Source organism: Streptomyces ziwulingensis (assembly GCF_039542605.1).
GTDB lineage: Bacteria > Actinomycetota > Actinomycetes > Streptomycetales > Streptomycetaceae > Streptomyces > Streptomyces ziwulingensis.
Genome location: NZ_BAABIG010000092.1, coordinates 32232 through 50042 on the forward strand (window position 1 = coordinate 32232; position 17811 = coordinate 50042).

Below are 17811 nucleotides of genomic sequence, written 5' to 3' on the forward strand. Positions count from 1 at the left end.
AACGCCGTGTTGAACCAAGGCATCGGCTCCTGGCCCGCCCGCCGGGCCCGCAAGACCCCCGAGCGCACGGCACTCGTCCACCAGGACACGGAGTTCACCTACCGGGAACTGGACGAGCGGGTACGGCGCCTGGCCCACGCGCTGCGCTCCCTCGGGGTGGCCCGCGGCGACCGCGTCGCCTACCTGGGCCCCAACCACCCGGCCTTCCTGGAGACGCTGTTCGCGACCGGAGCCCTCGGCGCCGTCTTCGTACCGCTCAACACGCGCCTGGCCGTTCCGGAGTTCGCGTACCACCTCGCCGACTCGGGCAGCACCGTTCTGGTGCACAGCGCCGGGCACACCGAAACGGCCACGGCGGCCGGCCCGGGTACGAACGTCCGCCACCGCGTCACCCTCGGTGCGGCCGGGGCCGGCGCCCTCGGCTACGAGGAACTGCTCACGGGCGCCACGTCCGGGCCGCTGGACGAACCCGTCGGCCCTGACGATCCCTGCATCATCATGTACACCTCCGGGACCACGGGCCGGCCCAAGGGGGCCGTGCTCTCCCACGCCAACATCACCTGGAACAGCGTCAACGTCCTCGTGGACACCGACTTGAGCGCTGACGAGGTCACCCTGGTGGTCGCTCCGCTGTTCCACACCGCCGGGCTCAACATGACCTGTCTGCCGACCCTGCTCAAAGGCGGCCGGGTGGTGCTGCTGGAGGCGTTCGACGCCGGGCACGTCCTGGCGACCGTCGAGAGCCGGCGGGTGACGTACATGTTCGGCGTGCCCACGATGTACGACGCGATGTCCGCCCACCCGCGATGGCCACGAACCGATCTGTCCAGCCTGCGCTCCGTCAACTGCGGCGGCGCACCCGTGCCCGCGCGCACCATCGACACCTACCTCGCCCGGGGACTGGCCTTCAGCCAGGGGTACGGCATGACCGAGGCGTCCCCCGGTGTGCTCTTCCTGGACCGGGAGCAGACCGCGGCCAAGGCGGGTTCCGCCGGGGTGCCGCACTTCTTCACCGACACCCGTGTGACGCTGATCGACGGCCGGGCCGCCGGACCGGGGGAGAGCGGCGAAATCCTCGTCCAGGGTCCGAACGTGATGACCGGCTACTGGGGCCGCCCCGCGGCCACGGCGGCCGCTTTCACCGACGACGGCTGGCTGCGCACGGGCGACGTCGCGCGGACGGACGAGGACGGTTACGCCTACATCGTCGACCGGGTCAAGGACATGTTCGTCTCCGGCGGGGAGAACGTCTATCCGGCCGAGGTGGAGAACGCGTTGCTGAGCCATCCGTCCGTCCGTGAATGCGCGGTCGTCGGAGTGCCGGACCCCGGGTGGGGCGAAGTCGGCCACGCGGTCGTCGTCCTCGCCCCCGGCGCCCGCGCCGACGACCAGCGGATCATCGCTCACCTGCGGGACCGGCTCGCCAAGTACAAGATCCCCAAGACGGTCGTCTTCGCCGACGCCCTGCCCCGAACGGCCTCGGGAAAGATCATGAAACCGGCCGTGCGGGAGACCTACCCGCCCCTGCCCGCCGAACCCACCCGCCCCTGAACACTTCCGCACCTCTCGAAAGGCAGAACCCCATGTCGACCAGCGCCCAGGGCATCGACGGGCTCACCGCCCTCGCCGGCCGCGACCTCGGCCGCACCGACTGGCTGGAGATCACGCAGGAGCGTGTGAACATCTTCGCCGACGCCACCGGAGACCACCAGTGGATCCACACCGACCCGGAGAAGGCGAAGCAAAGCCCGTTCGGCGGACCCGTCGCCCACGGATACCTCACTCTCTCGCTGATCATCCCCCTGTTCGGTGATCTCCTGGAGATCCGAGGCATGTCCATGAGCGTCAACTACGGCCTGGAGAAGGTCCGCTTCCCGAGCCCCGTGCCCGTCGGCGCGAAGATCCGCCTGCACGGTGCGGTCGACTCGGTCGGGGAGGTCAAGGGCAACGGCGTACAGATGCGGTTGACGTTCACCGTCGAGGTCGAGGGCAGCGCCAAGCCCGCCTGCGTGGCACAGGCCGTCTACCGGCACTACGCCTGACGGAGCTGAGGCTGGACAAGTACGGCCCCCTGCTCGAACGCTGACGTTGTCACCGCGTGGAAAGAGGGCGCATCGCGGCCGCGGCGTCCGTGGCGACGGTGAGCGGGTCGGTGAGCGGTCGGCCGAGTAGTCGAGCGAGGTCGGGGCCGGTGGTGCTGAGGAACCCGTGGCGTACGCCGGTCGCGATCGAGGCGAGCATCGGCGGCTGGAACGGCAGTAGCGTGTCGTCGGCGAGGAGCCGGGACCGGTATTCCCCGAGCCCCATGGTCCGGTGCGTGACCCCGAGGGATTCGGCGATGCCGGCGGCGGTGATCGGTTCGCCGACCAGGTCGTAGGTCCGGCCGACGTGCGCGGTCGGATCACTGGCCACGACGGCTGCGGCCGCCGCCAGGTCCGCCCGTGCCACAGCGGCGAGCGCCCCGTCGCCGAACGCGGATTCCACGCCGTCATCCGTCCAGGTCAGGAGTGCCCCGAAGAGTTCAGCGTAGAGCCCGTTGCGCAAGACCGTCCATCCGAGTCCACTGGCCTTGATCAACTGCTCGGTGGCGCGATGGGCGAGCGCGAAGCCGAGATGGTCACCGTCGCCGGTCAGGCTGGTGTAGACCATGTGGCTCACGCCATCGCGCACCGCGGCATCCAGAGCCGTCCGGTGCCGGGTGATGACCTGGTCGTCCTCGGCGTAGCCGGCCGAGACGAGGACCAGCGTGGAAACGCCGGTGAGGTCGAGGCTCGTGGCGTCGTCGAAGTCGAGCAGCCGCTGCCCTTCCGCAGGTGATCGACTGCCGCCCAGGGCGGGCAGGTGGCGCTCTGCCAACTCCTGGAGCGTACGGGAGGCGAGCTGTCCGGTCGCGCCGGTCACCATGATCATTGTGGTTCTGTCTCCTACCGTGGTTCTCTTCAGTGACTACGGTGATCTTCGACCGGCCCGGACCGACCCACAAGGAGGCAGTTTCGTGTCAGCGACGCACACCGAGGTAACCGCTGAACTCGAACCTTGCGGACAGCGGGACCACCCCGACTGCGGGATCCGTGACGTCCTCGACCGGGTCGGTGACAAGTGGTCGGTCCTCGTCATCGTCGAACTCGCCAACGGTCCATGCCGCTTCCGGCAGCTTCAGCGCGCCATTGACGGGATCTCCCAGCGCATGCTGACGCTTACGGTGCGTCGGCTGGAGCGCGACGGCCTGGTCCTTCGGACCGTGTATCCGACCGTGCCGGCCCAGGTCGACTACCGGCTCACAGAGACGGGCGCGAGCCTGACCCACCTCGTCAAGGCACTCGCCGACTGGTCGCTCGAACACCGGGCCCACATCGCCCGCGCCCGTGACACCTACGACAGCGAGCACCCCGACAACGAGATCCGCCGTAGGTGATGCGGTAGTCCGGGACAACGGTCCGGCTCGCCGCAGACTCCCGGTGGACCAGCGCGGCGAACGCGTCCAGGTCCATCGCCGGTTCGCGGCGCGGTGGTTCACTTCAGTACTGCAACGGTGCTTGCCGTGACTGCTGGCCAGTTCGTTCGTTGGTGTGGTTATGGGTGGGGACCTTGCTGAAGTCAGGTTGTGGGCCGGAAAGCTGGACGTACTGCATGAGCGGTTCGTGCACCGGTTCAACCGGGAGGAGCCGCGTCAGTCGGCGCTTGCTCATATGCGGGGGCTGGTTGCGCCGCTGGAGCGGAGGAACGGCTGGACGCTGGCGGAGGAGGCCGGTCACGCGGGCCCCGATCGCGTCCACCGGCTGCTGGACCGGATCGAGTGGGAGGCCGACGAGGTCCTGGACGACGTACGCGCCTACGTGGTGGAACACCTCGGAGACCGGGACGCCGTCCTGATCGTCGATGACACCGGGTTTCTCAAGTAGGGCATCCGCTCGGCCGGCGTGCAAAGGCAGTACTCCGGAACCGCCGGCCGCACCGAGGACAGCCAGATCGGTGTGTTCCTCGCCTACGCCACCGGCCGCGGAGGCACTCTGATCGACCGCCGTCTGTATCTGCCCACCTCCTGGACGGACGACCGGGACCGCTGCCGCCGGGTCGGCATCGACGACAGCGTCGCCTTCGAGACGAAGGCGGCCATGGCCAAGGCGATGGTCCGCCGGGCCATCGCCGACAAGGTCCCGTTCAGGTGGGTGACGGCGGACGCCGTCTACGGCTACGGCAAGGGCTGGCGGTTCGAGCTGGAGCAGGCGGACGTCTTCCACCTCATGGCCACCACCCGGCACGACACGGTCGTCACCCGCTGGTCCATCGACCACCCCGTCCACGACCTGTTTCCCGGCCTGCCACGGCAGAAATGGAAGCGCCGTTCCTGCGGTGAAGGAGCACACGGCCGGAGGATCTTCGACTGGGCCCGCGTCGAAGTGAGGCCCTGGCGCCGGGAGGACCGCCGGCACTGGGTTCTCGCCCGCCGCGGCGTCAGCAGGCCCGAAGAGATCTCCTACTACATCGCCTGCTGCCCCGCCGACACGACCCTGGACGAGCTGATCCGCATCGCGGGAAGCCGCTGGGCAGTCGAGGAATGCTTCCAGACCGCCAAGCGGGAATGCGGCCTGGACGACTACCAGGTCCGCCGCTACCCCGGCTGGCACCGCCACATGACCCTGGCCATGGCCGCCCACGCCTGCCTGACCGTCCCGCGCGCCCGTTAGCTGGACACGGACAAAGCAGAAACGGATCCTCCCCGCTCATCCACCTCAGCCTCGCCGAAATCCGACGCCTGATCCACCGCCTCACCGACCGCCGGCCAGCACCGGTCGAGCACATTCCGCGATGGTCAACGTGGCGTCGGCGACGCCAATATCAAGCCCGCCTGAGTCACTACAAACGACGCGGACACAGCCCCTGAGAACTGCCCAGCACTCAGAACAAGCACCGTTGCAGTACTAGGTCGCCCATGTGCATGAGAAGCTTGGTGCCCACTTCGAGGTCGCACGCTGCGCAGTGAAACCCATAGGGGTCGAGTAAAACCTCCTTCGGTGAGACTGTGACTTGGCCGCCGTCGTAGACGTGGACGGCACTCACATCGCCAGCCACCCACCCCTGGGAGCCGCAGGCCGGGCACTCCCTAGTACTACAGTCGTATATCGCGATCTGACACAGCGTCATCTACGTTCGATCGGCTAACGAGGATGATGACGGCCGGGTGCATCGGTACGTTCCGGATCTACTGTTTGCCCAGCGGATGCCCCAGTTGGGTCGACTTCACGGCTGGGTGCGTCGCTCGGCGGCGTCGAACGCGGGCGCGAGCGGGGCCAGTGCCGCGCAGAGTTGGTCGGGCAGTGAGCCGGAGGGCACGACCAGTCCTCCGGCGCCGAAACTCCCGGCGGCCCCCGCGTGTCCGGTCGGCTGGAACCAGCCTTCCAATGCGATGCGAACCGCCGCGGCCACGCTCGCCGCGAGAACGCGGGCTGTGTGCGCTCCGGCGTCACCTAGGCGTTCGGCGATCACCGCCGTGAGAGGGGGCTCGATGCCGGCGGTGGTGTCGAGGAACGCGTCGCGCAGCGCGATCCGGGTGGTGATCAGCAGCAGTGCCTCGTGTTCGCGCTCACCGGTGTTCGTGTACTGCTCGACCACTGCTTCGGTGACGGCGTCAGCCAGGCGCACTCCTGCGGGCCGGGCCACGACCGCCGCCGCGATCCGCGCCTCCCGGTCCGCGGTAACAGCGGAGACGATCGCCTGCTCACGGCTGGCGAAGTAGTTGTTGTAGGTGCGCGGCGAGACCCCGGCCGCCTCGGCGATGTCCTCGACCCGCACCTGGTCCGGCCCGCGCTCCACGGCCAGGCGCAAGGCCGCCTCGCGTAGCGCCTCACGCGTGGCCTGCTTCTTTCGCTCCCGCAGCCCTGGTGGTGGTGTCGTCACGGTGTCAGCGTTCCACACAGAGATGCGTGTGCGCAAACTTGCGTGCACGCACTTTTGCTGTCAGCTTCGACCCGACCGAGACCGACGGAGAGGACGTCACCATGCGAGCAAGAGGAATGACCTACGACACCGGATTTGTCGTGCACGGCCAGATATCCCGCGAGCACTTCGACCCCGCAGTGGTCCGGCGCGAGCTTGCCATCATCCGCGACGACCTGCACTGCAACGCGGTCCAGATCATCGGCGGCGACCCGGACCGACTGGAGTTGGCCGCCGGTGCCGCCGCCGAGCTCGGCCTGGAGGTCTGGGTCTCGCCCTATCCGCTGGAGCTGGATCCGGAGCAGATCCTCACGCTCTTCCGCGACTGCGCCGAGCGAGCGGAACGGCTCCGGCAGCAGGGGGCCACAGTCGTGTTCGTCGCAGGGGTCGAGCTGAGCGTGATGAACCGCGGGTTCCTGCCCGGAGAGAGCCCCGAGGAGCGGGTCGAGCAGCTGATGAGCCAACCCGAGCGGCGGGCCGAAGCGATGCGCGAGCTTGGCGTGCGCATCAACGCATTCCTCCGCGACGCCACGGCCACGGTCCGCGAGCGCTTCCAGGGCAAACTCACCTACGCATGTATCCAGTTCGAGCAGGTCGACTGGACTCCCTTCGACATGGTGACGTTCGAGCTGATCCGTTCCGCCGAGGTCGCCGACCGGTTCCGGGACGCGGTGCGCACCCTGGCCCAAGGCCCGAAGCCGCTCGCTATCACCGGGTTCGGCACTGCGGCCTACCGCGGCGCGGGAGACCGCGGTGGGCGGGTACTGGAAGTGGTCGAGCACGACCCAGAGACCAAGGCCCCTGTACGACTGAACGGTATGTACGAGCGTGACGAGGCCGGCCAGGCCGCATATCTGAGCGAACTGCTGGAGATCTTCGAGACCGAGGGCGTGGACAGCGCGTTCGTGTTCTTGTTCGCCTTGCCTGGCTACCCGCACCGCCCGGACGGCGACCCCAGGGACGATCTGGACCGGGCCGGCCTGGGCATCGTCAAACTCCTCGAAGGGCGCCGGGGGCAGACCTACCCCGACATGGAATGGGAACCCAAGGCCGCCTTCGCGGCAGTGGCGCAGCGGTATCGGAGGTGACAGGCCCCGCACACGGTGACCACGGCTCGGGATCTGCACTGCGCGGCAGTGCAGATCCCGAGCAAATGGAAGAGGTATTCGCCGAACTCGCCGCAGACCTCGCGCCGGTCTACCGCCGCCGCGACCTGCCGGCCAACGGCGTGTTGTACCTACGCGGGTTACTGATGCCGGGCGTTGCGGGCAACTGCTGGTCGATCGCGGAGGCAGTCGGCCTGGACCGGCCGTATCGCCTGCCCCACCTGCTCGAACGCGCCTGCTGGGAGGAGGACGCCGCGAGAGACGTGGTGCGCGCGTTCCTGACCCGGCACCTCGGCGCCGACGGCGGCGTCCTGATCTTCGACGAGACGGGGCAGGCGAAGAAGGGGACGAAGACCGCGGCCGTGGGCGGCAGTATTCCGGCACGATGGGCCGGGTCGAAAACGTGATCGTCGCGGTGTACACGACGTACGCGACCAAGCGGGGCCACGCCCTCATCGACCGGGACCTGTACGTGCAGGCCGACTGGTTCGCCGATCCGGCGCGGATGGCGACGGCGTATTTCCCTAAGGAGCACGCATTCGCCACCAAGCCGGCGCTCGCCCTCGCGCAGGCGAAACGGGCGCTGGCCGCTGGGATCAGACCGGAGTGGGCAACCGGGGACGAGGTGTACGGACGCAGCCGGGAGTTGCGCGAGTTCTTGGAAGGCGCCGGCATCGGCTACGTGTTGTCCTACCGCTACGACCCGCTCGGCCAGCCCACCTCCACCCAGGCCGTCGTTGGCGCGCTGGGCAGCCTGGACTTCTACTACCACCACGACAACCCAGGGCTCCCCTGTCGACGTCACCGACATCTCGACCTCCACGCCCGCCAGTACAACACCGCCACCGGCCGCTTCACCCGGTCCGACCCCGCCGCGACCAGTCGACGGCCTACGTCTCCGCGTACGCCTACGCCGACAACGTGCCCAGCGTGCTCACCGACCCCAGCGGTCTGACCCCAGACGACCCGAACAACGACCGAGTCGACAGCCTTGGCGAAGCGCTCGGCATCTTCGGCGACGCCTTCGTGGACGTCGCCAAGTCGCCGTTCGTGTTCCTCGGGGACTTGGAGGACGCGTTCACCGGTGAGAACGGCGGCGCGGGCGCGTTCATCGACAAGTACCTCCCCGACCGGCCCGCCTACGGGCTCTACCGCGCCGAGTACATGCTTCGGCAGCAGGGCTGCGACGCGCTCGCCGACCTGTACGCAGAGACCGCCGACGAACTCGCCCAGCAGCTGGCCCTCACCGGCGTCGGCGGGCTGACCGGGTGGCGGCGGACTGCGGTGGCCACGGAGCGGGAGCTGCAGTCCGGTGGTTCGTCCTTCCGGCGGCCGCGCAGCGAGATGAACTGCGAGCTGGAATGGGCGGACCACGCTTATGGCGCGATCCGCGCCGACGCCCAGCTCGACCGGGTGGCTCATACCGCGGCGTCGCACGGCTATTCCGCAGCCGACATCAATCAGATCTACAACCACCTGTTCGTCGAATCCCATCAGCTCGACGCGGGAATGATGCGATTCGATGCCAATCCGCGTATCGCCAGGGCCTGGGAACGCCTCCAGAACGGAGATTCGTATCCAGCGATTTCGATCTGCTCGCGCATGAACTGTACGAGTCGAACTGGATGCGTCAGCACGGCGACCAGAACTATCGCCGCGCCCATCAGGCGACCCTGGACGCCGGCCACACCTGGGACGAGCATGCGCCCGCAGCGGACGGTATAGGATTCCGGTGATCGAACCCCTGGCGCGAGCGAACTGGTGGAAATGCCCGTGACAGCATCACTGACGTGTAGGAAGACCGCCTCTCTCGAAGCGGGATCTGTCTACGCCTGGGAAACTGCAGAAGGTGTCACCGGGAACATCCTGATCGACCCGGAGGGATCAGTCGCCCGACCCTGCACACTGGAGGGAATAATCCTCGGCGACATGCTCCTCGACAAAAAAGTCGGGAATGTGGAAAATTCCGACCCGGAACCGAAGCTCAGCCGCGCTTTCCTGATTGTGGCATCGGCGATCTTCCAGGAAGGGGAGCGGCAGGGGCAACTGCCTGACAAGATCACGCGTACCTACTGGTAGGCGCCACGTCATCACCCGAGAGGCTGTGCTCTCCCCAGAGCCCGGCCTCTCGGCATTCCACTGGGGGATGGGTTTCGGCTCAGTGGACGTCCCACCCGCGGAGTTACTCCAGCCAGGGTCCGACGCAGCCAGGACGGCGATGCGGGGCTGTCCTTGGACGGACGTCTTCTTCTTCAGCTCAAGGTTTTCGTAGTGGAGGTTCGCCGTGGCGAGCGCGTCGAGCTTGCCCTGCGGCTCTGTCGCCCTGGCGGTGGCCTCGCGGAGCCTTTTGCACAAGTCAGCGATGGTTTCGTCGCGCTGGACCTCTCCTCCGCCCCGATCTGCTGGAAGTCCTGGCCGAACGGGCACCCGCAACCGTCGTCATCCGAGACTTTGTCATGCGCCTTGGACATGGCGAAGAGGGGAAATGACGCGGAAGCGCTCGGTCGTGTGGTGGAGGAGCGTGCTGGCCGGCCCTGGTCCTCTACCTCACCGCCGCTGACCCCAGTTCGCACCTTGTTCTGGACCTCTCAACTTACCTGATGGTACATCAGGTAAGTCAGCATCCAATCAGCATTGGACCGGGGCATTCTTCCGTACATGCTCCCGGTTGATGGCTTCCCGACAGGCTGCTTCGTGCAGATCGCGCAGGTGAGAAGCCTGCTCGCCACGACGCACGATGTTCTAGAAAGTCTTCGAGTCGAAGACATGCCGATGTACAGTGAAGGACGCCCCTGACCTGCAGAAAGCTGGCGGGGAGCCCGTCTTCTGGGAGTCCAAAGTGCTGCGAACTTTGATCAAGTCCAAGATCTAGCATTTGGACGTCTGCGGTAGGCGCCACGGAGAAGCGGGACGGGTATTCGGGACAGCCCGCATCGGGCGGACGGGCGGAGGGGGAACACGTGGACAACGGCCTGACGAGCTCGCGCGCGCGGAGCTGATCGAACGCGAGCCGTGCCCACGGCGCGGGGCTCCGCCCGGGTCGGTGTGCCGGGCGGAGCCCCGCGTCGTCGCCGTCGACCACCACACCGGCCGCTACGGCAAGATCCCCTCGCTCAAGTCCGGGCCCGCGTCCGTATCCCCGCCGCACGCGGCCCCGGCCGCACCTGGCAGCCCGGCCCCGAACCCGGCCTCGACGCCGTACTCCTCGCGCGGGCCGGCGACCGCATCGGGTACGCCCGGGTCTCCAGCAAGGGCCAGGACCTTGCCGGGCAGGTCCGCCTCCTGAAGAAGGCCGACTGCGTCCGTATCTACGTCGACAAGATCGGCAGCCGGGAGAAGATCCGCCCCGAGTACAACGCGGCGCTCGCCGACCTTCGCCCGGCCGACACCCTCACCGTCACCATGCTCGACCGGCTCGGCGGCAACATGATCGAGCTCATCACCTCCGCACAGGGACCTCACCGAACGCGACCACCGCCTGGAGATCCTCAGCGGCCCGCTGTCCGGCATCTACGACCCGCAGGGCGCCGGCAAGGTCCTCTTCGTGGTGTTCGCCGCGATGGCGGAGGTCGAGCGGGAGTTCATCCACGAACGGACCCTGATCGGCCTCGACATTGCCGCCGCGAACGGCAACCACGGCGGCCGCCCGCCCGCCGTCGACGGCGACCAGCTCGCCGTCGCCCTCCGGCGCCGCGACGCGAAGGAATCCGTCACCTCGATCGCCCGGCACCTCGGCGTCGGCCGCTCCACCCTCTACCGGACACTGGCCGCGTACGACGAAGCCGCCACCACTGCCACACCCCATGTCGCCGACCACTGACACTCCCGTGTCGTCCGAAACGGGCGGCATGGCTCCAGATCACCTAGCGCGGCTGGCGGCTGCCGTGGTTGTCTCAGGGTCCGGACACGGGGGGGCATGGACGCAGCGGGCAACATGGCGTTATCGGCTGTACAGGTACTGACCGCTGTGGCGACAGGGGCAGGGACCGAGGCAGGCCGAGCGCTAGGAGACGTAATACGGGCGCGGTTGGGCACTTCGGACGAGGGCCGGGCCGCTCTGGCCAGGGTAAACGTCGCCCCAGCGGATCCTGCGGCGGCACTGGGGCTCCAGGAGGCGATCCGCGAGGCAATCGCGGCCGACCCTGAGTTCCAGGACCGCGTGGCGGCGGCATTGGCTGGACCGTCTGTGGCTGCTCCCCCCGTCAACACGATCAGCCACTCGTACAGGGACAGCATCGTCATCGGCGCCAGCAGCAAGGTGCGGCGGAGCCAGATCTCGCTGGGCCCGCTGACGATCAACAACACCCGGAGTGCTCGCGCATCCCTCACCGCAGCCGCCGCGCTGCTGCTCACGCTGCTGGCCCTGGCCGCATACGGCGGGGCGCAGGTGATTGCCGGCCCCGACTCTCCCGGGGCATCCAGCGGAAATTCTCCGCGAAGTCCCCGCGCGGCGTCCTCCGGCCCTTCTTCGGCACCGTCGCCGTCCGGTGGCGCGTCCGTCCAGGTAGTGCGCGACGCGGTCTTGGCGAAGCAAATCCTTCCCGGTCCTGAGAGTCTGCCGGACGCATGGACTTTCGCCAGCGGTTCGCCGCAGAAGGACACGTGCCGAAACGACCGTGTGGGCACTGAGAAGGATGGAACGCTTCACTATATCTGCAAGGACTCGCTGCTGAGCTGGACGGCGTGGTACGACCCGGGAGAAGCGGCCGGTTTCGACAAGGTGCGCATCGAGGTCGTGACGTATTCCAGCCTTGATGCCGCCGCCGAGGGGTACCTCGGTATGAAGGCGGAGGAGGCCAACAATCCGCCCAGCGGCGTGACGCAAGAAACGTTGTCCTCCTACGGCTGGGAATCAGCCTTGTTCAGCGTGGCCTATCCCGGGATCAGTGCCGTCGACGGTGTGGACAGAGCGCAGGCTCGGAGCGTCGTCCGCTGCGGGACTGTCATGTTCAGCGTCTACGTCATGAACGAACACGGGAGCGAGGTTGATCTCGACACCCTCAACGCCCTCAGCAAGACGGTTGTCACCCGTGCCCAGCAGGCGCTGCTCGGCGAGCCCCCTAATATCGCCGTCGGCCGTTCCTAAACTTCGCCAAGGTGGTCGTCGTCCGGGCCCGCGTCGGTGGCTTGCCCTGGACTAGTCGCTTCGTGTCAGCAGGTAACCGCACGTGAAGGACCAGGTTGGACTGTCCTGGGCTTGCTCTTCTTGATCCGTCCCTTGGGTGGCAGCCCAGCCTCATGCCGGTCTGACGACGGTCCGCCTCACTCGCCGCGTCGAGGAGTTCCAGCAGGTCAGAGCCCTCGGCGTCACGCTGGTCGATCCACCACCCGGCACGGGTGACGGCACGGGCCTTCTCCTCCAGCTCCGCCCAGTCCGCCTCGTCCCACGTGCCCTCCCCGACGAGCACGGTGTGCGCGGCGATCATCAACTGGTGACGGGAGCGCTCGCCCCAGTCCAGGGCCCTCTCCGGACCCTCCAGCCGCGGCACGTCGAACTGCTTCGCCCACGCGACGGCCGCCTCCTGCTCCGCGGCACGCTTTGCCGCGAGCCACTCCTCCCGGGACTCGGAGTCGGCGTCACGCGCCGCCTTCCAGCAGTCGGTGCACTCCTTCGACGCCAGCCACCGGGCAAAACCTGCCCGCTTGTCGGCAGGACGATGGGACAGGTCGTGATCCACGCGGTGGGGGCAGGCGTGCTCCACGGTCCAGTGCGTACGCACTCCCGGGTAATTCCGGTTAACGGGCGTTGTGTTCGAGGTCGAGTGGTTGTTCTGCGGCTTCAATTCGAGAACTTCTCTTCTGTGGGGCTTCGGGGTGGTGGCCTGCGGTGTTGCGGAGCCTCATGCATTGGATGCACGATTCACGCGGCGGAAGGAGGTGGTCGAGGTGCTTGGAGGCGGTTCTGGGGACGCTTCCGCGCGGCTGGTGCTGCTGCAGGGGGTGTCTCTGCTGCAGCCCGAGGACGCGGTCTTCGATGCGATGCTGGAGGGGTGGACACGCCAGCAGCGCGGTGGGCGGCGTCTGCAGTCGAAGACGATCGGTGATCGACTCAGGGTGGTGGAGCGTTTTTCGGAGTTCGCGAACGCCTACCCCTGGCAGTGGACTGCGTCGGATCTCGACGACTGGATGACGCACCTCATCGGCGTTGTACGACGGGCCGAGTCGACTATTCGCAGTAACCAGGGTGCGATCCGGCTATTCTGCGACTACGTCACCTCGCCGCACTACCAGTGGCCCGCCGAGTGCGAAGAGCGCTTCGGCACGCACCCGGTGCAGATCTGCCATGAGTGGAACACCGTGGCGCACCTGGTGGAGTGCGAAGGCCGGCCGGGTCGTGGGCCGATGACACGGGCCGAGCTGCAGACATTCTTCGACCATGCCGACGACCAGGTCGAGCGGGCGGTGAGAATCGGCCGTAAGGGCGCGCTGGCGGCGTACCGGGACGCGACAGTCTTCAAGGTCATGTAGGGGTGGGGCAGCCGGTGCACGGAGACGTCGCGGCTGGAGACGGTCGGCTTCTACCGCAGCGCCGCTGCACCGGAGTTGTTCAGGAGAAGGGTGTTCGCGTGGTGGAGAACATGACTCTCGATCGGTGGATGTCCGATGCCGTGCCGCACCTCGGTCCGCTCCGGGCCGTCGCCGACGACTTCGAGGCCGGCACCGGTGTCCCCGTCGACCTGTCCACGGCGCTCTTCCTGCGGGCACGTCTCGCCGGACTCCCGCCGCCCGGCCGCACCTCGGCCGGCGGGTCGTGCCGACTGCTCGGGACCCGCGACGGGTGGGCCGCCGTCAACCTCGCCCGTCCGGACGACCGTGCCGCCCTCCCGGCGCTCCTGGCCCTCCTCGACGCCCGGGACGGGGAACTGCCGTACGCCGCCCGCCGGACCACCGCCCCCCGGCTCGCCGCGGCCGCGCAGACCGTGGGCATCCCGGCCGCCGCGCTCGGCTCGGACCGCCTCGGACGCCCACCCGTACGCGCCCGCTCGTACGGGGAGCGCGAGCCACGCGCACTCGACGGCCTGCGCGTCCTGGACCTGTCCGCCCTGTGGGCCGGGCCCCTGTGCGCGCGGCTGCTCGGCCTGGCCGGCGCGCACGTGACGAAGGCGGAGAGCACCGGCAGACCGGACGGCGCGCGCCGGGGGCACCCCGGGTTCTACCGCTGGCTGCACGACGGACACCGGAGCCTGGCCCTGGACTTCGCCTCCCGGGCACTGGCCGACGCCGCAGACCGGGCGGACGTCGTCATCGAGGCGTCCCGGCCGCGCGCCTTGCGCCGACTGGGCCTGAACGCCGAGGAGTTCCTGGCGGCGCGTCCGGGGCGGGTCTGGCTGGGCATCACCGGATACGGCCGCGACGACGACCGTATCGCCTTCGGCGACGACGCGGCCGTCGCCGGTGGGCTGGTCGGGCGGGACGGGCGCGGCGCCCCGGTCTTCCTCGGTGACGCCCTCGCCGACCCCGTCACCGGCCTGTACGCCGCCCGGGCCGTCGTACGCTCCTTGTCCCGGGGTGGCGGCGAACTGCTCTGCGTGTCCATGGCCGCCTGCGCGGCGGCCCTCGCCGGCCCCCTGACCCCGCCGTGCTGATCAGGAACGTCGAGGTCGAAGGGGGCGCGGGCACCGACGTACGGATCGGCCCCGACGGGCGGATCACCGAGATCGGGCGGGGCCTGCCCGGTACGGCGGAGGTGGAAGTGGAAGGGGGCGGAGGGGCGTTGCTGCCCGGACTCCACGACCACCACGTCCATCTCACGGCGCTGGCCGCGCGGGCCGTCTCCCTGCCGGTCGGCCCCGCCCAGGTCCGGGGTGCCGCCGGGCTCGCCGCGACCCTGCGGAGCGGGCGGCCCGGCGAGTGGGTGCGGGCCGTCGGCTACCACGAGAGCGTCGCGGGGGAGCTGGACCGTTTCGCGCTGGACGCGCTCGTCGCGGACCGGCCGGTGCGGGTGCAGCACCGCAGCGGGGCGATGTGGTTCCTCAACAGCGCGGCACTGCGGGCGGCCGGGCTGGACGGCGACGGCCGGCTGTGGCGGGAGGACCAGCGGCTGCGGCGGGCCGTGCCGCCGGTGCCGCTCGACCTGCCCGCCCTGGGGCGACGGGCCGCCCGTCTCGGCGTCACCGGATTCACCAACGCCGATCCGCGCCCCGCGCCCGGACTGCGGCACACCCTGTCGGTCCTGCCGCAGCGGCTCACCGTCATGGGCCCCGACTCCCCGGTCAAGATCATGCTCGACGACGCCACGCTGCCGGTCCCGGACGTCCTGGCCGCCAGGATGCGCGCGGTACGGCCCCGGCCGGTCGCCGTGCACTGCGTCACCCGGGTCCAGTTGCTCGTCACCCTGCTCGCCCTGGAGGAGACCGGCCCGGTCGCGGGCGACCGCGTCGAGCACGGTGCGGTGATCCCGGCGCAGACCGTCCCCTGGATCCGCCAACTCGGTCTCACGGTCGTCACCCAGCCGCACTTCCCGGTGGAGCGGGGCCGCGAGTACGCCGCCGAGGTCCACCCCGACGACCGGTCCCATCTCTACCGCTGCCGCAGCCTGGCCGAGGCGGGTGTCCCGCTCGCCGCGGGGACCGACGCACCGTACGGCACCGACGACCCGTGGGCGGTGATGCGGGCCGCCGTCGGTCGCGACGACGGCGAGGGAGTGACCCCGCTCGCGGCCCTGCGGCTCTTCCTCGGGAGCCCCGCACGGCCCGCCCGGGTCCGGCGGCTGACGGTCGGCTCGGTGGCCGACCTCTGCCTGCTCCACGTACCCCTGCGGGAGGCGCTCGCCGAACTGCGCGCCGACACGGTACGGGCCGCCTACGTCGCCGGCCGGCGGATCACCCCGTGAGTTCCGCGAGGTCAGACGCTGTACCCGCCGTCCACCCCCAGCGCCTGCCCGGTGATGAACCCGGCCCGCTCGGAGGCGAGGAACACCACCGCCTCCGCGATGTCCCGGGCCTGCCCGAACCGCCGCATCGGGATGTTGCGCCGGGTGACGGCCAGCGCGTCCACGTCCAGCTCGCCGCTGCTGATCAGCCGGCCCGCGATGCCGTCCGTGAGCATCCCGGGAGCGACGCAGTTGACGCGCACGCCGTACCGGCCCTCCTCGGCGGCCAGCGCCCTGGCCACCGCCTCGACCGCGCCCTTGGCCGTCGAGGACAGTCCGTCGCGGACCGGGAAGCGCCGGGTGGCGACCGTCGTCACGGCGACGACGCTGCCACCGCTCGCCCGCAGCGGCGGCAGCGCGGGGTGGACGAGGTTGAAGAAGGCCACCGCGTCGCCCTCCATCTGTGCCCGGAACCGGCCGGGCGACACCTGGCTCAGATGGGTCATCGGCACATGCGGCCCGGCCGCGTAGACCAGGGTGTGCAGGCCGTCGAAGTCCGCCGCCGCGCCGCTCACGCACCGCCGCGTCGCCTCCTCGTCGGTCAGATCGAGACGGACCGCCGCCACCCGGCGCCCGGCCGCCCTCACCTCGTCGTTGAGTGCCCGCGCGGCGCTCTCGTCGGAGCGGTAGGTGAACACGATGTCGCTGCCGCGGGCCGCGAGCAGCCGTACGGCCGCCGTGCCGATGGCGCCGGTGCCGCCCGCCACCAGGGCGACACCCGGGCGGGACGAGAAGTCCGCCATGCCTCACAACCCCAGGGACTTGGCGATGATGACCTTCATGACCTCGCTCGTCCCGGCGTAGATGCGGGTGACGCGCGCGTCCGCGTACAGCCGGGCGATCGGATGCTCCGGCAGGTAGCCGTACCCGCCGAACAGTTGCAGGCAGCGGTCGACGGTACGTGCCTGCGTCTCGGAGCAGAACAGTTTCACCTTGGCCGCGTCGGCACCGGAGAGGCGGCCGTCGACCAGTTCGAGCACGGCCCGGTCGAGCACGGCCTGCGCGGCCTCCACCTCGGCGGCCACGGCGGCCAGTTCGAACTTGGTGTTCTGCGACGACGCCCCCGGGGTCCCGAGGACCTCGCGCTCCTTGACGTACGCGACGGTCGTGTCCAGCGCCGCCCGAGCCTGCGCCACCGACCCGACCGCGACCGTCATCCGCTCCTGCGGCAGGTTGTGGCTCAGGTAGGAGAAGGCCCGCCCCTCCTCGCCGAGCCGGTTGGCGACGGGCACACGTACGCCGTCGAAGGCCAGCTCCACCGTGTCCTGCGTCCTGATCCCCATCTTGTCCAGCACCCGCCCGCGGGTGAAGCCCGCCATCCCGTCCTCGACGACCAGCAGCGTCAGCCCCGCCCGCCGGTCGCCGGGGTCCCGGGAGGTGCGGGCCACCACGATCACCAGGTCGGCCAGCAGCCCGCCGGTGATGAAGGTCTTCGCGCCGTTCAGGACGTAGGCGTCCGCGTCGCGGACGGCGGTCGTGCGGATGCCGGCCAGGTCGGAACCGGTGCCGGGCTCGGTCATCGCCACCGCGGTCAGCAGCGTGCCGGAGACGAGACCGGGGAACCAGCGCGCCCGCTGTCCCCGGTCCGCGTGGGCGAGGAAGTAGGGCAGTACGACGTCCAGTTGCGTACGGACAGTGCCCAGGGTGACCAGGGCACGGGCCGCCTCCTCCTGGAGAACCACGTTGTAGCGGTAGTCGGGCCGCCCGCCACCGCCGTACTCCTCGGGGACCGCCATGCCGAGCATGCCGAGTGCGCCGAGCCGCTCGAAGAACGAGCGGGGCAGCCGCCCGGCCTTCTCCCACTCGGCGTACCGGGGCACCACCTCCTCGGCCACGACGTCCCGGACCAGTTCCCGGAAGTCCTCGTGAGCGGCGCTGAAGACGTCTCTGCGCATG

The 17811-nt window shown here is 69.5% G+C and carries 15 protein-coding genes and 5 pseudogenes; 15 read left to right on the forward strand and 5 right to left on the reverse strand.

Annotation, left to right across the window (positions count from 1 at the left end; genetic code table 11):
• Nucleotides 1-6: 6 nt before the first annotated feature.
• Together ABEB00_RS34110 and ABEB00_RS34115 are read left to right on the forward strand one after the other, a co-directional pair.
• Nucleotides 7-1551, forward strand: a complete 1545-nt coding sequence (locus ABEB00_RS34110; protein ID WP_345624596.1) for an acyl-CoA synthetase — start codon at nt 7-9, stop codon at nt 1549-1551.
• A gap of 32 nt (nt 1552-1583) precedes the next feature.
• On the forward strand, nt 1584-2042 hold the full coding sequence (locus tag ABEB00_RS34115; protein ID WP_345624597.1) for a MaoC family dehydratase: 459 nt from the start codon (nt 1584-1586) through the stop codon (nt 2040-2042).
• Between the two features lie 49 nt (nt 2043-2091).
• Here the strand turns inward: ABEB00_RS34115 and ABEB00_RS34120 are convergent, their stop codons facing one another.
• A complete protein-coding gene (locus tag ABEB00_RS34120) occupies nt 2092-2910 on the reverse strand; it encodes an NAD(P)H-binding protein (protein ID WP_345624598.1) in 819 nt (272 codons plus the stop codon).
• 85 nt (nt 2911-2995) lie between these two features.
• On the opposite strand from ABEB00_RS34120, the gene ABEB00_RS34125 reads away from it, so the two are divergent.
• Nucleotides 2996-3415: a winged helix-turn-helix transcriptional regulator gene (locus ABEB00_RS34125; protein WP_345624599.1), complete on the forward strand. Its 420-nt coding sequence runs from the start codon at nt 2996-2998 to the stop codon at nt 3413-3415.
• A gap of 160 nt (nt 3416-3575) precedes the next feature.
• Nucleotides 3576-4760, forward strand: a pseudogene (locus ABEB00_RS34135) (IS701 family transposase).
• Between the two features lie 481 nt (nt 4761-5241).
• Here ABEB00_RS34135 and ABEB00_RS34140 read toward each other — a convergent pair.
• The gene (locus ABEB00_RS34140; RefSeq protein WP_345624600.1) at nt 5242-5898 is read right to left on the reverse strand and encodes a TetR/AcrR family transcriptional regulator; all 657 of its coding nucleotides are present in this window, start codon (nt 5896-5898) and stop codon (nt 5242-5244) included.
• A gap of 116 nt (nt 5899-6014) precedes the next feature.
• Between ABEB00_RS34140 and ABEB00_RS34145 the strand changes: the two genes are divergently transcribed.
• The 8 genes and pseudogenes from ABEB00_RS34145 (at nt 6015) to ABEB00_RS34175 (ending at nt 12129) form a co-directional block, all read left to right on the forward strand.
• Complete coding sequence (locus tag ABEB00_RS34145; RefSeq protein ID WP_345624601.1) at nt 6015-7025, forward strand: glycoside hydrolase family 113 protein; 1011 nt, start codon at nt 6015-6017, stop codon at nt 7023-7025.
• A 164-nt stretch (nt 7026-7189) separates the two neighbouring features.
• Nucleotides 7190-7998, forward strand: a pseudogene (locus tag ABEB00_RS34150) (IS701 family transposase).
• On the forward strand, nt 7974-8768 hold the full coding sequence (locus ABEB00_RS34155) for a hypothetical protein (protein WP_345624602.1): 795 nt from the start codon (nt 7974-7976) through the stop codon (nt 8766-8768). Before ABEB00_RS34150 ends, ABEB00_RS34155 begins: the two are co-directional and overlap by 25 nt.
• 48 nt (nt 8769-8816) lie before the next feature.
• Entirely contained in the window at nt 8817-9122 is a 306-nt protein-coding gene (locus ABEB00_RS34160; RefSeq protein WP_345624603.1) for a hypothetical protein, read from the forward strand.
• 966 nt (nt 9123-10088) lie between these two features.
• Nucleotides 10089-10475, forward strand: a pseudogene (locus tag ABEB00_RS36170) (recombinase family protein); the annotation flags it as partial.
• Between the two features lie 43 nt (nt 10476-10518).
• Nucleotides 10519-10665, forward strand: a pseudogene (locus ABEB00_RS34165) (recombinase family protein); the annotation flags it as partial.
• Nucleotides 10657-10863, forward strand: a complete 207-nt coding sequence (locus tag ABEB00_RS34170) for a helix-turn-helix domain-containing protein (RefSeq protein WP_345624650.1) — start codon at nt 10657-10659, stop codon at nt 10861-10863. The pseudogene ABEB00_RS34165 and the gene ABEB00_RS34170, both read left to right, overlap by 9 nt.
• A 207-nt stretch (nt 10864-11070) precedes the next feature.
• Nucleotides 11071-12129: a hypothetical protein gene (locus tag ABEB00_RS34175; RefSeq protein WP_345624604.1), complete on the forward strand. Its 1059-nt coding sequence runs from the start codon at nt 11071-11073 to the stop codon at nt 12127-12129.
• Nucleotides 12130-12295: 166 nt separating this feature from the next.
• Here ABEB00_RS34175 and ABEB00_RS34180 read toward each other — a convergent pair.
• Nucleotides 12296-12745, reverse strand: a pseudogene (locus tag ABEB00_RS34180) (hypothetical protein); the annotation flags it as partial.
• A gap of 46 nt (nt 12746-12791) precedes the next feature.
• On the opposite strand from ABEB00_RS34180, the gene ABEB00_RS34185 reads away from it, so the two are divergent.
• From ABEB00_RS34185 to ABEB00_RS34195, 3 genes are all read left to right on the forward strand, one after another.
• Nucleotides 12792-13511, forward strand: a complete 720-nt coding sequence (locus ABEB00_RS34185) for a hypothetical protein (RefSeq protein WP_345624605.1) — start codon at nt 12792-12794, stop codon at nt 13509-13511.
• Between the two features lie 110 nt (nt 13512-13621).
• Nucleotides 13622-14629, forward strand: a complete 1008-nt coding sequence (locus ABEB00_RS34190; protein WP_345624606.1) for a CoA transferase — start codon at nt 13622-13624, stop codon at nt 14627-14629.
• A complete protein-coding gene (locus tag ABEB00_RS34195) occupies nt 14623-15876 on the forward strand; it encodes an amidohydrolase family protein (RefSeq protein WP_345624607.1) in 1254 nt (417 codons plus the stop codon). The genes ABEB00_RS34190 and ABEB00_RS34195 overlap by 7 nt, the downstream gene beginning before the upstream one ends.
• An 11-nt stretch (nt 15877-15887) precedes the next feature.
• On the opposite strand, the gene ABEB00_RS34200 is transcribed toward ABEB00_RS34195, so the two are convergent.
• Both ABEB00_RS34200 and ABEB00_RS34205 read right to left on the reverse strand, forming a co-directional pair.
• Nucleotides 15888-16658 carry an SDR family NAD(P)-dependent oxidoreductase gene (locus tag ABEB00_RS34200; RefSeq protein WP_345624608.1) on the reverse strand — a complete coding sequence of 257 codons (771 nt, stop codon included), beginning with the start codon at nt 16656-16658 and terminating at the stop codon, nt 15888-15890.
• A gap of 3 nt (nt 16659-16661) precedes the next feature.
• Nucleotides 16662-17810, reverse strand: coding sequence for an acyl-CoA dehydrogenase family protein (locus tag ABEB00_RS34205; RefSeq protein WP_345624609.1), 1149 nt, complete (start codon nt 17808-17810; stop codon nt 16662-16664).
• Between the last annotated feature and the right edge of the window lies 1 nt (nt 17811).

Bases quoted from the DNA above. Each gene is read 5' to 3' on its own strand.
- ABEB00_RS34115 (WP_345624597.1), top strand. From the start codon at position 1,584: ATGTCGACCAGCGCCCAGGGCATCGACGGGCTCACCGCCCTCGCCGGC.
- ABEB00_RS34120 (WP_345624598.1), bottom strand. From the start codon at position 2,910: ATGATCATGGTGACCGGCGCGACCGGACAGCTCGCCTCCCGTACGCTC.
- ABEB00_RS34145 (WP_345624601.1), top strand. From the start codon at position 6,015: ATGACCTACGACACCGGATTTGTCGTGCACGGCCAGATATCCCGCGAG.
- ABEB00_RS34190 (WP_345624606.1), top strand. From the start codon at position 13,622: ATGACTCTCGATCGGTGGATGTCCGATGCCGTGCCGCACCTCGGTCCG.
- ABEB00_RS34200 (WP_345624608.1), bottom strand. From the start codon at position 16,658: ATGGCGGACTTCTCGTCCCGCCCGGGTGTCGCCCTGGTGGCGGGCGGC.
- ABEB00_RS34205 (WP_345624609.1), bottom strand. From the start codon at position 17,810: ATGCGCAGAGACGTCTTCAGCGCCGCTCACGAGGACTTCCGGGAACTG.